Consider the following 14,132-nt stretch of genomic DNA (forward strand, 5'->3'; position numbering starts at 1 on the left):
GCTGAGCCATTTTGCCTCAAACCTCGACGGCGCCGTTTATGAGTTCACGACCTAGCCCACCGGGCGATAGCCCTTGCGGAACTTGGTCCATAAATGCCGCGCCAGCATCGCGGGCGGCATGCGCAGCATATGGCCACGCACATAAAATACGAACTCCACTGCCTTGGCATTGCAGCGGCCCCAGCCGTCGCGCGACAGCAGCCGGCGAAGGAACCAGCGGTCGCTGGCGCTGATCCGCTGCCACGCCACGGGAACCTCGGTTCCGAACAGATGGTGCGTCAACCGCCCTGCCCGCGCCATTGCCTTGCCAAGCCCATGTCGCTCTGCGCGCTCTGCCAGCCCGGTACAGCCATATTCGCCGATCAGGCAGTGGATATCCCACAGATTGCGCAGCCCCCCGGCCAGATCGCCATCGGCAAAGAGATGCGCGGCGGCATGGCACAGCATGTCATTGGGGCACAGCACCCGCATCCCGTTTTCCAGCGCCACGCTGTCCGCCACCATCGCCGCCGCATCGGGCGTAATCCTTGCGGTCAACGGCAACACGGTGTGATGCACGTCGATCATCCGGTCGCGCTCGCGATGGATCAGCGGGGGCAGTTCGTGCATCCATTGGCGATAATAGGCGTCGTCATAGGGATCGGGCTTCACCCATTCCCATCCGGCGCCCAGAATAGCGGTTTCCGCCCGGGGCATGTCGGCACGCGGGACCAGGATGTCGAGATCGCCGATATGCCGTCCCTGCCCCGCCGACAGCCCCGCCGCGACAAAGGCAGTCCCCTTGAGCAGGATCAACGGCACTTCGGCGGGCGCCAGCGCGCGCCGCGCCATTTCGGCTTCCCACAATGCGGCGGTGCGCCCCTGTTCCGCCGACGCCCTGGCATCGGCAAGGATATGCGCGGCGGCAGGCGGAAGTTCGAGCCCCTCGAGCCGCCAGGCAAGCGTACCGATCAATTGCTCGGCGCGCGCAACCGCGATCAGCGCGTTCCACTGCGTTGCATTCAGGCCGCGCACCGTCTCCGGTTCGCGCAGCGCCGCCACCAGCCGTCGCGAATCCACGCTGCCGACCATCACAGCGCCTCCCACAGCCGCTCGACCTGCGCCAGCGCAGTATCGGCATCGGGATAATCGAGCGCGCGCGACGGCACGTCGCGGACGAGCCGGGTAAGCGCGTCGAACCCGCGCTCGGCAAGCTTGGTATAATTGGTCGATGCCTGAGTCAGCCGCACGAAGGATTCGCTGGGCAGTACCGGGCGCTCGGCGGCCTGATGCCCGAAACTGGGAAACAGGATCAGCGCGGGGGCCGCCGGTTCGCCCATCGCGGCAATGGCGCGCGCATCGGGAACCAGATGGCGTATCGTGCCCTTGGGCGTTCCCTCCAGCCTTGGGCCGAACGCTGCATCGGGCAGTGCGCGGGCGACGACATCGATCGATTCATTCTTCAGACTGACCAGCCGGGGGAACCCGTGCACCAGCCCAGTGGCAGGGTCGAGCAATGCAAATTCATCGCCCATCAACCGCCAGCCGCGCGCCATCAGCAATGCCGCAAGCGTCGATTTCCCCGCGCCCGAAATGCCGGTCATCAGCACCGCGCGTCCGTCGCGCTCGGCGGCGGCGGCGTGGAGCAGCAAATAGCGGCGCTGGCCCAGCGCCATTTGCAGGTTCATCCCCATCTCGGCAGCAAGCAGCCCCTGCGCCAATGGCAGCGGCGCGGCGTCGGGAATGACGAAATCGCCGCCGATATGCACCGAGGGGCGCAGGAAGCGTCGCCATGGCCGCGCCGCGAACAGATGCACGTTGAAATCGGCAATCCCGTCATCGGGCCTGGGGAAATCGGCATAGAGCCGCTCGACCTGCGCCACCGGCGCTTTCCAGTCACAACCGATGCGAAACCCGATCGGCCCGATCTTCAGGCTGGTGACGTGCTTCACAGCCGCTCGACCAGACCCGAAGCGACCATTTCATCGAGCCGCAGCGTCAGCGCCGCCGGATCGGCATCGCCAAGATCGAACGCCTGCGACAGCTGCGCGAGCAGCTGCGCGCCCGTCATCGCCTTATCGCCCAGCGTTTCGAGAATTTCGGGAACCGGCGCGTCGACGACATGCGTCATCCCCGAAGCGTGATGATAGATCAGCGTCAGCGCATCAAGCGGCACGATCCGCAGTGTTTCCGGAGCGGCGGCGCGATAGCTGGGGCTGTCCTTCACCTTTCCCTCCGTTTGCCCTGAGCCTGTCGAAGGGCTGTTCTACTTTTTCGCCATGTCGGGAAGGCACTGCAGGGCTTCGACAGGCGCAGCCCAAAGCGATGCGCAGGCAATCGCCCGGCTTAGCCGCGCGGCATTTGCAGCGATGCGAAACAGGTGAAGCCGCTCGTCCCCTGCTGCAGTCGGCGGATATAATTGGTGTAGGCGCGATTGCTCTCGTAATCGGTGCCCGGCAGCATCCCGCCATTGAGCGCCTTCTTGACGTCCTCGCCCTTGAACGCGCCGCCCGGCGGCGGATAGGCGCCCGGGGTGCCTGCAGGCACCAAAGATCCGTCGGCGGCGATATACATCCCCGCCCGGCCCGGATCGGGCACGGGAATTTCGCAATTGAGCACCGAAGCGCTGGTCTGTGCGAGCGCGGGACGGATCGATACGATCGCCGTCGCGCTCACTGCGCCGAGCATCAATGCGCGGCGCCGCGTAGTGCCCGAAGACGATTGCTCGCCCCCTGCATCGAATGTTTCGTCGGCCATAATGTCTTTTCATGCCCTTGCGGCACTTTCGCAATCGTAAATAGATGCCGCGCAAGGGCGCTTCCCCCCTGCCCCGTCCCACCCTAGGAATGCGCGCATGGAAGATTCGGTCGGCAAACGCATATTGCTGGCGCTGGCCATCGCGACGATGGCAGCGCTCGCCAGCCTGTTCGTCAATGGCGATATCGAAGCGAGCCTGATCGTGCTGGTATGCGCGGTCGCCGCGGTGCTTGTCGCGGCAGGCATGGGCGATGCGATGCCCGAATTGCCCGCGTCTCCGCCCCCGCCCCCTGCCGCATCGGACAGCCCGTCGCTGTCGGAAGTGATCGAAGCGATCGTCGAGCCGGTGCTCGTCGTCAGCGACCAGCGCGTGACCGAAGCCAATCGCGCCGCGCGCGCGCTGCTCGGCGAGCATATCCTCTATCAGGACGTGCGGCTGGCGATCCGCCATCCCGCGGCGAGCGAGCGGCTGCTCAATCCGGCGCTGGAAATACCGGGCGCGCCGATCCACCTCGTCGGGCTGGGCACCCGCGACCAGCGGTGGGAAATGCGCATCCGCACACTGTCGAGCGGCCAGCGTATCGTGCATCTGGTCGATCGCACCGGCAGCTATGCCGCCGACCGGATGCGCGTCGATTTCGTCGCCAATGCCAGCCATGAACTGCGCACGCCGCTCGCCTCATTGCTCGGCTATGTCGAGACACTGGGCGAAGAGGCCGGCGAGGATCGCAAGACCCGGAAACGCTTTCTCGATGTGATGCACAATGAGGCCAAGCGGATGCAGCGGCTGGTCGACGACCTCATCTCGCTGTCGCGGATCGAGGCGGAAAAATATCGCGAGCCCAGCCAGTCGGTCGACCTTGCCATATTGATCGAACAGGTGCGCGGAGAGCTTGCGTCGATGCAGCCCGAGCGCGCCGCCGACCTTCAGCTCGCCCTGCAACCCACCCCGGCGGTACGCGGCGATCCGGCCCAATTGTCGCAGCTGCTGCACAATATCATCAGCAACGCGATGAAATATGGAAAGCCCGGCACCCCGGTCGACGTAGCGCTCGAATCGCAGCGCGGCGGCATGGTGCGCCTCAAGGTCGCGGATCAGGGCGAAGGCATCGCACCCGATCATCTGCCGCGGCTGACCGAGCGATTCTATCGCATCGATTCGAGCCGCAGCCGCGCGATGGGCGGCACCGGACTGGGCCTGGCCATCGTCAAGCATATCGTCGAACGCCATCGCGGAAGGCTGGACATTACCAGCCAGCTTGGCCTTGGAACGCAGGTGACGATCCTGTTGCCGGAGCATCGTTTGTCATAATAGCGTAACGTGATTCCCCGATGCGCGGGCCAGCGATACGACTCGCGCGACGATCGAGACCACGCGCGACCACCCGATACGGAAGGAAATAGCGATGCTGGGCAGGCTGGCACTCACCATGACGCTGGCGGCAACCCTCGCGGCATGCGGCGATTCGAACGGCGGCGCCCGGACGCAGATCACTGCGGTCGGATCCTCGACGGTATATCCGTTCACGACCCGCGTCGCCGAGGCGTTTCGCAATCAGGATTCGAACCGGGATGCGCCGGTGATCGAATCGACCGGTACGGGCGGTGGCATGGCGCGGTTCTGCGACGGTGTCGGATCGGAATATCCCGACATCGTCGATGCGTCGCGCCGCATCAAGAAATCCGAATATCAAAAATGCGAAGCCAATGGCGCGTTGCCGATCCTGGAGATCCAGATCGGCATGGACGGCGTGGCGCTGGCCGAGTCTCTTCAGGGGCCGAGCTTCGAACTCACCAAGAAGGACATTTATCTGGCGCTCGCCGCGCATCCGATGGGCAAGGACACGAACAGCGCCCAGACCTGGCGCGACGTCAATCCGGCGCTGCCGGCGATCCCGATTCAGGTCTATGGCCCTCCGTCCACCAGCGGCACGCGCGATGCCTTTGCCGAACTGATCATGGAACCCGGCTGCACCGAAGCCTTTCCGCAGGTCGAGGAAAGGTCGAGCGACGACAAGAAAATGGTCTGCATGCAGCTTCGCAGCGACGGGCCCTATATCGACGCGGGCGAGAACGATAACCTGATCGTCCAGAAACTGACCGCCAATCCCAATGCCGTGGGCATTTTCGGCTACAGCTATCTGGAGGAAAATCACGATCGCCTGCGCGGCATCCCGATCGAAGGGGTTTCGCCGACCTATGAAACGATCGCCGGTGGCAGCTATCCGGGCGCGCGTCCGCTGTTCATCTATGTGAAGGCCAAGCATCTCAATGCCGTTCCGGGCCTCAAGGAATTTCTCCGCCTCTATTCGACGATGTGGGGGCCGGACGGCGATCTGGTGAAACGCGGGCTGATTGCAGCGCCGCAGGATGTGCGCGACCATGCGGTCGAGATCATCCAGCAACAGATTCCGCTTGATGCCACCACGCTCGACTAGGCCTAAGGGCTCCCTTCCCGGCGCAATCGGCGAGACGATTCGACTGTGACTTTTTCTGCCCTGATTTTCTTGATCGCCGGCCTCGGCCTGATCAGCTGGCTGACGGCGCGTGCCCGGGCCGCGCGGTTCGACCGCGCCGGGCGCCGGCGGCTGCATTCGCTGCCCGCGCAACATGGCTGGTACGTCGCGCTATGGACCGTGGTTCCGCCGCTGTTGTTCCTGCTGTGCTGGTCGGCGATCGAGCCCGGGCTGGTGTCGCAGGCGGTCATGGCGCATCCGGCCGCGGCGCAACTGCCCGGTTTCGATTTCGAACGCCAGGCCGTGCTCGCCGAAGCGCGGCGGCTCGCCTCGGGCAGCCAGATCGGCGCGTTCAACCCGCTCGCCGAACAGCTCGCGCCGGTGATGGCGGAGGCGCAATCGCATTATGCATGGCTCGGCACGCTGGTCGCGATGCTGTTGGCCTTTGCCGGCGGGGCATTCGCCTTCACGCGGATCCGGGCGAATTTCCATGCGCGTACCCGGGTGGAACGGGTGGTGATGTTCGTGCTGATCATCGCGTCGCTGATCGCGATCCTGACGACGCTCGGCATCTTCCTGTCGCTGGTGCGCGAATCGCTGCGTTTCTTCAGCATGGTGCCGGTCACCGACTTCCTGTTCGGCACTCATTGGGCGCCACAGGTGATCGACCCCAATGATCCCGGCGCCTCACTGGGCGCGGTTCCGCTGTTCTGGGGCACCTTCTTCATCGGCGCAGTGATCGCAATGCTCGTCGCCATCCCGTTCGGGTTGATGAGCGCGATCTACCTTACCCAATATGCCGCCCCGCGCGTGCGGCGCTGGATGAAGCCGATCCTCGAAATCCTCGCGGGCGTGCCGACGGTCGTCTACGGCTATTTCGCTGCGCTCACCGTCGCCCCGGCGGTCCGCGACCTTGCCGTGATGCTCGGCATGGAATTCGCTTCGTCCGAAAGCGCGCTGGCGGCCGGTGTCGTAATGGGGGTGATGATCATCCCCTTCGTCTCTTCGATGGCCGACGATTCGATTGCCGCCGTGCCCACCGCGATGCGCGACGGCAGCCTGGCACTGGGCGCCACGACCAGCGAGACGATCGGTCGCGTGCTGGTTCCCGCCGCGCTTCCCGGTGTCGTCGCGGGCGTGCTGCTCGCGGTCAGCCGCGCGATCGGCGAAACGATGATCGTCGTGATGGCGGCATCCGGCGCCGCGAACATCACGCTCAATCCGTTCGAAAGCACCACCACCGTCACCAAACAGATCGTCGACCTGCTGACCGGCGACGCGGCGTTCGACAGTCCCAAGACGCTCGCCGCCTTTGCGCTGGGCCTGACGCTGTTCCTCGTGACGCTGGCGCTCAACATCATCGCGCTGCGCGTCGTGAAGAAATATCGGGAAGCTTATGAGTGATCCGCTGATGCCCGAATTGCCGAGCGCCGGCGGCGGCACCATCGCGCCGCGCCAGCCGACCGACTGGACCACCGACGCCATGCGCCAGCGGATTCGCAAACGCTATGCGCGCGAACGGCGTTTCCGCCGTCTCGGGCTGGTCGCGGTGGTGATGTCGGCGGCGTTCCTCGCCTTTCTGCTCGTCACCATGGCGTCGCAGGGGCTGGGCGGCTTTTTCCGTACCGAAGTCGCGCTGCCGATCGATTTCCCGCAGACCGGGATCGAAGTCGACAAGGCCGCGCTCGACCAGCCGGGTGCCGATCTGGCGCTCGCCGGGGCGGGACTGGAGAATATCGTCGGCAGCGCCGCCATCGCCGCGTTCGGCGACTATGGGCCGAACGTGATTTCCGACAATGCCTGGCTGACCGTGCGCGAAGCGATCAAGCACGATCCCTCGATCCTCGACGGTCGCGCGGTGATCCATGTTCCCGCCTCGGCAGAGATCGACCGCGCGATCAGCGAAACCGGCACGCCCGAGGCCGAAGCCGCAGTCACCAAGCTGCAGGCGGAAAACGCCATTACCGAAGGCTTCAACTGGCGTTTCCTTTCGGCATCGGATTCGACCGATCCGACTCAGGTCGGCATCTGGGGCGCGCTCAAGGGATCGTTCTTCACGATGCTCGTGACGTTCCTGATCGCATTCCCGGTCGGTGTGCTCGCGGCGATCTATCTTGAGGAATATGCGCCCAAGAATCGCTGGACCGACCTGGTCGAGGTTTCGATCAACAATCTGGCCGCGGTGCCGTCGATCATTTTCGGCCTGCTCGGCCTTGCGGTGTTCCTGGGCACCTGGACATTGTTCGGGCACAAGGTCGGACCGCTGCTGCCGCGATCGGCGGCGCTGGTCGGCGGGCTGACGCTCGCGCTGATGATCATGCCGGTCATCGTCATCGCCAGCCGCAACGCGATCAAGGCAGTGCCGCCATCGATCCGCGACGCGGCGCTCGGCATCGGGGCGAGCAAGGTGCAAGTGGTGTTCCACCATGTCCTGCCGCTCGCGCTTCCGGGCATCCTGACCGGCACGATCATCGGCATGGCCCGCGCGCTGGGCGAAACCGCGCCGCTGCTGCTGGTCGGCATGCGCGCATTTATCGCCACGCCGCCCGACTCGCTGACCGACAAGGCGACGGTGCTGCCGGTGCAGATTTTCCTCTGGTCGGACGAAGTCAGTCGCGGTTTCGTCGAAAAGACATCTGCGGCTATTATCGTGCTGCTGGTGTTCCTGCTCGCGATGAATGCCGTCGCCATCTACCTTCGCAACAAGTTCGAGACCCGCTGGTGAATGATTTGACCGACACGACACTCGCCCAGACGGCGCGCGAACATGCCGACATGGCGGATTCCGCCGCGCCGGTGAAAATGGCCGCGCGCGACGTGCACGTCTATTATGGCGAAACCCATGCCATCAAAGGCGTGTCGATCGACATCGACATGGACCATGTAACGGCATTCATCGGTCCGTCGGGATGCGGCAAATCGACGTTCCTGCGGACATTGAACCGCATGAACGACACGATCGCGGCCGCGCGGGTCGAAGGACAGATCACACTTGATGGCGAGGATATCTATGCCTCTGGCATGGACGTGGTCCAGCTACGCGCGCGCGTCGGCATGGTGTTTCAGAAACCGAACCCCTTTCCCAAATCGATTTACGAAAACGTCGCCTATGGCCCGCGCATTCACGGACTGGCGGCGTCGAAATCGGATATGGACGCGATCGTCGAACGCTCGCTGCGCCGCGCCGGATTGTGGGATGAAGTGAAGGATCGGCTGACCGACAGCGGCACCGCCATGTCGGGCGGTCAGCAGCAGCGGCTGTGCATCGCCCGCGCGATCGCGGTCGATCCCGAAGTCATCCTGATGGACGAACCCTGTTCGGCGCTCGATCCGATCGCCACCGCCAAGATCGAGGAACTGATCCACGAACTGCGCGGCAATTATGCGATCGTGATCGTCACCCACAACATGCAGCAGGCGGCGCGCGTTTCGCAGCGCACGGCGTTTTTCCACCTGGGCAATCTGGTCGAATATGGCGTGACGTCCGACATCTTCACCAACCCGCGTGAAGACAAGACCAAGGATTATATCACCGGGCGCTACGGCTGAGCCGCGAACGCACCGGAGTCATGGAGACAGGCAGCTTGAACGAACATACCGTCAAGGCATTCGACGAGGAGCTGACGCAGCTTCGCGGTCTGGTCGCGCAGATGGGCGGCCTTGCCGAACATGCCGTTACCGGCTCGATCGATGCGCTCAAGAAGCACGACCTGACGCTCGCGCGCGAAATCATCGCCGAGGACCGGCGGATCGACGATCTGGAAAGCGAGATCGAGCGGCTGGCGATCCGGCTGATCGCCCTGCGCGCGCCGATGGCCGACGATCTGCGCGAGATCGTCGCCGCGCTGAAGATCGCCGCCGTGCTCGAGCGCGCCGGCGACTATGCCAAGAATATCGCCAAGCGCGTTGCGATCATCGAGGATCATGGCACGATCGAACCGCTGTCGGTGTTGCCGGCAATGGCCGCGATCACCAGCGACATGCTGCGCGACGTGCTCGACGCCTTTGCCGCGCGCAACGCCGATGCCGCGATCGAGATATGCGAGCGCGACAAGACGGTCGACGATTTCTACAATTCGATCTTCCGCGCGCTGGTGACGTTCATGATGGAAAATCCCAAGAGCATCACCCAGGTCGCGCATCTGCTCTTCGTCGCCAAGAATCTCGAGCGGATCGGCGACCACGCCACCAATGTGGCCGAGATGGTCTATTACGCCGCGACCGGAAATCACATGGCCGAGCGCGAGCGGGGCGAGAGCCCCCTTTCGAACTGAAACGACAGGAACGAATAATGGCACGCGTCAAGATGTTGTTGGTCGAGGATGACGCGGCGCTCGCCGAGCTGCTGACCTATCATTTCAAGCGCGAGGATTTCGAAGTCCGCCAGACGCCCGACGGCGAGGAAGCGTTGCTGCTCGCGCGGGAATCGCCGCCCGACATCGTGCTGCTCGACTGGATGGTCGAAAGCCTGTCGGGGATCGAAGTGTGCCGCCGCCTGCGCCGCGCGCCCGACACCGCCAATGTGCCGATCATCATGCTGACCGCGCGCGGCGAGGAAGAGGATCGTGTCCGCGGGCTGGAAACCGGCGCCGACGATTATGTCACCAAGCCGTTTTCCCCGCGCGAACTGGTCGCCCGCGTCAATGCCGTGCTGCGCCGCGTACGCCCCGCGCTTGCCGGCGAACAGCTGACCTATGGCGACATCGAAATGGACACGGTGGGGCACAAGGTCCGCCGTGGCGGCGATGTGATCCCGCTCGGCCCGACCGAATTTCGCCTGCTCAAGCATTTCCTGGAACATCCCGGCTGGGTCTTTTCGCGCGAACGATTGCTCGACGCGGTCTGGGGGCATGACGCCGATATCGAATCGCGCACCGTCGACGTCCACATCCGGCGGCTGCGCAAGGCGATCAATGTCGGCGATCGTCCCGACATCATCCGCACGGTACGCTCGGCAGGATATTCGCTCGATTCGGGCAATTGAGACCGTTGCGGGAAATCATCATTGCGCATGCGGAACGATAGGAAATAATCCTCTGCGCCATCGTTTCCGGTTGTGAGCGGGGAGCTCGAATAACCAGGAGACCATCATGAAGCTGATTTTCGCGACAGCAATGCTTGCTGCCAGCTTCACCGTCGCACCCGCGATGGCCCAGACCGCCCCGGCGCAGGACGCCAGCGCCCAGGCCCCCGGCAACAACGGCGCCGAACTGCTGGGCGGCTATATGCCCTCCAAGCCTGCGCTGAGTGGCCCGGTGACGCCGGAGACGCGCGTCATCTTCCGCGCCAATCCGCAGACGCCGTCCGAGGCATTCCCCCCGCCTGCGCCCAAGGCACACTATCCGATCTGCGGGCCCGACCAATATGACGGTTGCCGCCAGCGCGGCGGGTGATTCGGCCATGGCGCGGCGGTCAAGCGCCGCCGCGCCGTAGCGTCCTTTCCCGCGACATTCCCAACCCCCGATTTCCGCGTTAGGAAGCGCTCCGAAACCAAATGGGAGCGCAAAGACATGACCATCCGCTTTGACGACAAGGTCGCCATCGTCACCGGTGCCGGCGGCGGGCTGGGCCGTGCCTATGCGCTCGAGCTCGCGCGACGCGGCGCAAAGGTGGTCGTCAACGATCTGGGCGGGTCGCGCGACGGCACCGGCCATTCCGATGCCGCTCTGAAAGTGGTCGAGGAGATCAAGGCCGCGGGCGGCACCGCCATGTCGAACGGCGGCAGCGTCACCGAATATGAACAGATGGTCGAAATGGTCGCCCGGACCAAGGAAGCCTGGGGCCGCGTCGACATCCTGATCAACAATGCCGGCGTGCTGCGCGACAAGAGCTTCGCGAAAATGGAACCGGCGGATTTCGAATTCGTCGTCGATGTGCATCTCAACGGATCGGCCAACTGCACCAAGGCGGTCTGGGATACGATGCGCGAGCAGGCCTATGGCCGCATCCTGATGACCGCCAGTTCGACCGGCCTGTACGGCAATTTCGGCCAGGCCAATTACGGCGCGGCAAAGCTGGGCCTCGCCGGCCTTACCAAGACGCTGCAGCTCGAAGGCGCGAAATACAATATCAAGGTCAACACGCTCGCCCCGACCGCGGGTACGCGCATGACCGAAGACATTTTCCCCGAAGAAGCGTTCAAGCTGTTCACGCCCGAAAGCGTGGCGCCTGCCGCGCTGTTCCTCGTTTCGGAAGATGCGCCCACCAACGCCATATTGGGCGCGGGCGCGGGCGTGTTCCAGGCCGCCTATGTCACGCTGACTCAGGGCGTGGCGCTGAAGGGCGACGAACTGACGCCCGAAGGCGTCGCCGCGCATTGGGCCGAGATTATCGACCGCACCGATGAGATGACGCCGCAATCGGGCGCCGAACAGGCGATGTCGATCATGAAGAAGCTGCAAGGTTAAGGGGTTAGCGATCGCATTGCGGCGAATACCTAGGTGTATTGCCGTATCAATACACTAATGCTATCCTCCTTGCTCTAACAGGGAGGATGGCATGTATAGCGAAAGCGATCTCGCAGCGGCCGTGGAGGCGGGAGTGCTCTCCCCCGAAGCGGTCGATGCGTTCCGAAATCATGTCGCCGAAAGCCGGGAGACCCCGGCGGTCGACGAAGAACATTTCCGGCTTCTGACCGGTTTCAACGATATTTTCGTCGCGATTGCAGCGGCACTGGTGCTTGCCGCTGTCGCATGGCTGGGTGCCGATCTGATGCGGATGCTGGTCCCGGTCGGCGATCATGACGGCCCGCGCGCGGCAGGCGCGGCCATGATCGGCGGCGGCGCGGCGGTTGCCGCATCGAGCTGGCTGCTCGCCGAATATTTCACCCGCCGCCGCCGCATGGCGCTGCCCAGCATCCTGCTGCTACTCGCCTTTGTCGGCAGCGCCTTCGCGACGCTGGCCGGCCTGTTCGCGATCAACGCCGAATGGATCGAACAGACCTTCAACCTGCAAGGCGATATGGCGCATCGCCAGGCGGGCGGCGTCATGATTGCCCTGATCGGCATCGGCACGGCGGCTGCGACTTTCCTCCACTGGAAGCGCTTCATGGTGCCGATCACGGTCGCGGCGGGCGCAATGGCGATGGTCGGTATCGCCATCGGCATGGTCGTCGCGCTGGTGCCCGGCGCGGAAACGCGCGTGTACTGGATGGCGCTGGCCGCCGGCCTGATCGTCTTTGCCGTTGCGATGGCATGGGACATGAGCGACCGGGAACGCCGCACGCGCCGTTCGGACGTCGCCTTCTGGCTGCACCTTCTCGCCGCACCGTTGATCGCGCACCCGGTCTTTCACCTGCTCGGCGTGTTCGACGGCGACATCCCGATGGCGATGGCCGGCGTGGTCCTCATTCTCTATATCGCTTTTGCCAGCGTGGCGCTGGCGATCGACCGCCGCGCGCTGCTGGTCTCGTCGCTCGCCTATGTGCTCTATGCGCTCTACGCGATCTTCAACCAGACGGGTGCGGTCGAAGTGAGCGCGGCTCTGACGGCGCTGGTGATCGGATCGGCACTGCTCACGCTCTCGGCCTTCTGGCAGCCGATGCGGCGCGGCGTGGTCGGGATGCTCGGCGGGCTAGAACACCGCCTGCCCCCGGTCCGGCAGCCCGTACTCGCCTGAACGAAACGACTATCATGAAATCCTGCGGCTCGCGCTTCCGGCGCGGGCCGCCTTTTTTTGGCTAGTCCGCCACCAGCTTCATCAGGCGCCGCTCGACGGGGGCGAGCACCGGGCCGAGATCCTGCCCGCGTTTCACCACCGCGCCGCTTTCGCTGACCAGCGCCCACATGCCCTGGCGATTGCGCAGCGCCGGGCGTTTCTCGATCCGGAATTCAGGCCGCTCGGCGGTGCGGCGGAACGCCGAGAAAATGGCGACATCCTTGCCGAAATCCATTGCATAGTCGCGCCAATGCCCGGCAGCGACCATCCGGCCATACAGGTCGAGGATGCGGGCGAGTTCGATCCGGTCGAACCCGACCTGAGAGGGGCTGGACAGGGGAAGTGGCGTAACGCTGCCCATCAGGCCCGGTCGCGGCGCCCTTCGGTTTCGCGTTCGGCCATCAGCGCGTCGAGCCGCTTGCGCAGCGTTTCGATCTCGCAGCGCATGATTTCCAGCTTCTGCGTCGCCGGGTCGAACACTTCGCTGCACGGCGTGCCATAGGGGACGAAGTCCTTCTGCCACGTCTCCGCCTCGACCAGAGTCGCGCGCGCGGGAATGCCCACCACCACTGCGCCTTCGGCCACGTCCCTGGTCACTACCGCATTGGCGCCGACGCGCCCGCGCGGGCCGATCGTGATCGGGCCGAGCACCTGCGCGCCCGAACCGATGATCGCGCCGTCCATCACCGTCGGGTGGCGCTTTCCCGCGACGCCATTGTCGGGGCTGGTGCCGCCCAGCGTCACGCACTGATAAATGGTGACATTGTCGCCGATTTCAGCGGTTTCGCCGATCACGGTAAAGCCATGGTCGATGAAGAAATTGCGCCCGATCTTCGCCCCTGGATGGATATCGATCGCCGTCAGCCAGCGCGACCAGTGATTGACCAGCCGCGCGGCGAAGAACCAGCGATTGCGATAGAAACGATGGGCAATACGGTGATAGCCCAGCGCCCACACGCCCGGATAAAGCAGGATTTCCATGCGCGATCGCGGCGCAGGATCACGCGCCTTGATCGAATCGAGATACGACTTCAGCCGCAGGAACATCGGCAAACCCCTTTCGACGGCCACCATTTAAGCATTCCCGCAACCGATTGCCAGAAGCGCGCGGCAAGCAGCCGCAACATGCGAAGGATTCGGCTTGTTCCGGAGCAACATTCCCATACCCCTTCATTCCCATTGGCGCTCACCCGTGCGTTCAGCCTGGGGAAAGAGCTGTCGCTATAATCGTTGCCCCTGCGCAACATCCGCTGCGAGCGGAGCCCGTGTTGACAAGGCCGGTCG

Annotated in this window: 16 protein-coding genes; 10 read left to right on the forward strand and 6 right to left on the reverse strand. The window is 64.4% G+C overall.

The features are described from left to right. Positions 1–51 precede the first annotated feature (51 nt). From DKB74_RS17610 to DKB74_RS17625, 4 genes are all read right to left on the reverse strand, one after another. Positions 52–1,071 carry a nucleotidyltransferase domain-containing protein gene (locus tag DKB74_RS17610; protein ID WP_109809600.1) on the reverse strand — a complete coding sequence of 340 codons (1,020 nt, stop codon included), beginning with the start codon at positions 1,069–1,071 and terminating at the stop codon, positions 52–54. Further along, positions 1,071–1,931 (reverse strand): HprK-related kinase A, encoded by an 861-nt coding sequence (locus tag DKB74_RS17615; RefSeq protein ID WP_109809518.1) that lies wholly within the window; start codon positions 1,929–1,931, stop codon positions 1,071–1,073. The genes DKB74_RS17610 and DKB74_RS17615 overlap by 1 nt, the downstream gene beginning before the upstream one ends. Further along, entirely contained in the window at positions 1,928–2,206 is a 279-nt protein-coding gene (locus DKB74_RS17620) for an HPr-rel-A system PqqD family peptide chaperone (RefSeq protein WP_239987592.1), read from the reverse strand. The genes DKB74_RS17615 and DKB74_RS17620 overlap by 4 nt, the downstream gene beginning before the upstream one ends. A 119-nt stretch (positions 2,207–2,325) precedes the next feature. Continuing rightward, a complete protein-coding gene (locus DKB74_RS17625; RefSeq protein ID WP_109809519.1) occupies positions 2,326–2,736 on the reverse strand; it encodes a hypothetical protein in 411 nt (136 codons plus the stop codon). A gap of 97 nt (positions 2,737–2,833) precedes the next feature. On the opposite strand from DKB74_RS17625, the gene DKB74_RS17630 reads away from it, so the two are divergent. The 10 genes from DKB74_RS17630 (at position 2,834) to DKB74_RS17675 (ending at position 12,809) form a co-directional block, all read left to right on the forward strand. Continuing rightward, positions 2,834–4,048 (forward strand): ATP-binding protein, encoded by a 1,215-nt coding sequence (locus tag DKB74_RS17630; protein WP_109809520.1) that lies wholly within the window; start codon positions 2,834–2,836, stop codon positions 4,046–4,048. 94 nt (positions 4,049–4,142) lie between these two features. Continuing rightward, a complete protein-coding gene (locus tag DKB74_RS17635) occupies positions 4,143–5,174 on the forward strand; it encodes a PstS family phosphate ABC transporter substrate-binding protein (RefSeq protein ID WP_109809521.1) in 1,032 nt (343 codons plus the stop codon). 45 nt (positions 5,175–5,219) lie between these two features. Beyond that, entirely contained in the window at positions 5,220–6,596 is a 1,377-nt protein-coding gene (gene pstC / locus DKB74_RS17640; protein WP_109809522.1) for a phosphate ABC transporter permease subunit PstC, read from the forward strand. Then, positions 6,589–7,917, forward strand: coding sequence for a phosphate ABC transporter permease PstA (pstA, locus tag DKB74_RS17645; protein ID WP_109809523.1), 1,329 nt, complete (start codon positions 6,589–6,591; stop codon positions 7,915–7,917). The genes pstC and pstA overlap by 8 nt, the downstream gene beginning before the upstream one ends. Before the next feature lie 50 nt (positions 7,918–7,967). Continuing rightward, positions 7,968–8,741 carry a phosphate ABC transporter ATP-binding protein PstB gene (gene pstB / locus DKB74_RS17650; protein ID WP_109809602.1) on the forward strand — a complete coding sequence of 258 codons (774 nt, stop codon included), beginning with the start codon at positions 7,968–7,970 and terminating at the stop codon, positions 8,739–8,741. Between the two features lie 20 nt (positions 8,742–8,761). Next, positions 8,762–9,466: a phosphate signaling complex protein PhoU gene (gene phoU, locus DKB74_RS17655; RefSeq protein ID WP_109809524.1), complete on the forward strand. Its 705-nt coding sequence runs from the start codon at positions 8,762–8,764 to the stop codon at positions 9,464–9,466. Positions 9,467–9,483: 17 nt separating this feature from the next. Further along, positions 9,484–10,176 (forward strand): phosphate regulon transcriptional regulator PhoB, encoded by a 693-nt coding sequence (gene phoB, locus DKB74_RS17660; protein WP_109809525.1) that lies wholly within the window; start codon positions 9,484–9,486, stop codon positions 10,174–10,176. A gap of 106 nt (positions 10,177–10,282) precedes the next feature. After that, positions 10,283–10,585 carry a DUF2059 domain-containing protein gene (locus tag DKB74_RS17665; RefSeq protein WP_109809526.1) on the forward strand — a complete coding sequence of 101 codons (303 nt, stop codon included), beginning with the start codon at positions 10,283–10,285 and terminating at the stop codon, positions 10,583–10,585. A gap of 117 nt (positions 10,586–10,702) precedes the next feature. Continuing rightward, on the forward strand, positions 10,703–11,599 hold the full coding sequence (locus DKB74_RS17670) for an SDR family NAD(P)-dependent oxidoreductase (RefSeq protein ID WP_109809527.1): 897 nt from the start codon (positions 10,703–10,705) through the stop codon (positions 11,597–11,599). A 91-nt stretch (positions 11,600–11,690) separates the two neighbouring features. After that, the gene (locus DKB74_RS17675; protein WP_109809528.1) at positions 11,691–12,809 is read left to right on the forward strand and encodes a hypothetical protein; all 1,119 of its coding nucleotides are present in this window, start codon (positions 11,691–11,693) and stop codon (positions 12,807–12,809) included. A 61-nt stretch (positions 12,810–12,870) separates the two neighbouring features. Here DKB74_RS17675 and DKB74_RS17680 read toward each other — a convergent pair whose 3' ends face one another. Then, entirely contained in the window at positions 12,871–13,209 is a 339-nt protein-coding gene (locus DKB74_RS17680; RefSeq protein WP_109809529.1) for a DUF2794 domain-containing protein, read from the reverse strand. Then, positions 13,209–13,895: a serine O-acetyltransferase EpsC gene (gene epsC / locus DKB74_RS17685; RefSeq protein ID WP_109809603.1), complete on the reverse strand. Its 687-nt coding sequence runs from the start codon at positions 13,893–13,895 to the stop codon at positions 13,209–13,211. Before epsC ends, DKB74_RS17680 begins: the two co-directional genes overlap by 1 nt. Between the last annotated feature and the right edge of the window lie 237 nt (positions 13,896–14,132).

Source organism: Stakelama portus, from assembly GCF_003171655.1.
In the GTDB taxonomy this organism is placed as follows: Bacteria; Pseudomonadota; Alphaproteobacteria; order Sphingomonadales; family Sphingomonadaceae; genus Sphingomonas; species Sphingomonas portus.

Coding starts and splice junctions, on each gene's coding strand:
- DKB74_RS17610 (WP_109809600.1), bottom strand. CDS start 1,071: ATGGTCGGCAGCGTGGATTCGCGACGGCTGGTGGCGGCGCTGCGCGAA.
- DKB74_RS17625 (WP_109809519.1), bottom strand. CDS start 2,736: ATGGCCGACGAAACATTCGATGCAGGGGGCGAGCAATCGTCTTCGGGC.
- DKB74_RS17630 (WP_109809520.1), top strand. CDS start 2,834: ATGGAAGATTCGGTCGGCAAACGCATATTGCTGGCGCTGGCCATCGCG.
- DKB74_RS17635 (WP_109809521.1), top strand. CDS start 4,143: ATGCTGGGCAGGCTGGCACTCACCATGACGCTGGCGGCAACCCTCGCG.
- pstA (WP_109809523.1), top strand. CDS start 6,589: ATGAGTGATCCGCTGATGCCCGAATTGCCGAGCGCCGGCGGCGGCACC.
- pstB (WP_109809602.1), top strand. CDS start 7,968: ATGGCGGATTCCGCCGCGCCGGTGAAAATGGCCGCGCGCGACGTGCAC.
- phoU (WP_109809524.1), top strand. CDS start 8,762: ATGGAGACAGGCAGCTTGAACGAACATACCGTCAAGGCATTCGACGAG.
- phoB (WP_109809525.1), top strand. CDS start 9,484: ATGGCACGCGTCAAGATGTTGTTGGTCGAGGATGACGCGGCGCTCGCC.
- DKB74_RS17665 (WP_109809526.1), top strand. CDS start 10,283: ATGAAGCTGATTTTCGCGACAGCAATGCTTGCTGCCAGCTTCACCGTC.
- DKB74_RS17670 (WP_109809527.1), top strand. CDS start 10,703: ATGACCATCCGCTTTGACGACAAGGTCGCCATCGTCACCGGTGCCGGC.
- DKB74_RS17675 (WP_109809528.1), top strand. CDS start 11,691: ATGTATAGCGAAAGCGATCTCGCAGCGGCCGTGGAGGCGGGAGTGCTC.
- DKB74_RS17680 (WP_109809529.1), bottom strand. CDS start 13,209: ATGGGCAGCGTTACGCCACTTCCCCTGTCCAGCCCCTCTCAGGTCGGG.
- epsC (WP_109809603.1), bottom strand. CDS start 13,895: ATGTTCCTGCGGCTGAAGTCGTATCTCGATTCGATCAAGGCGCGTGAT.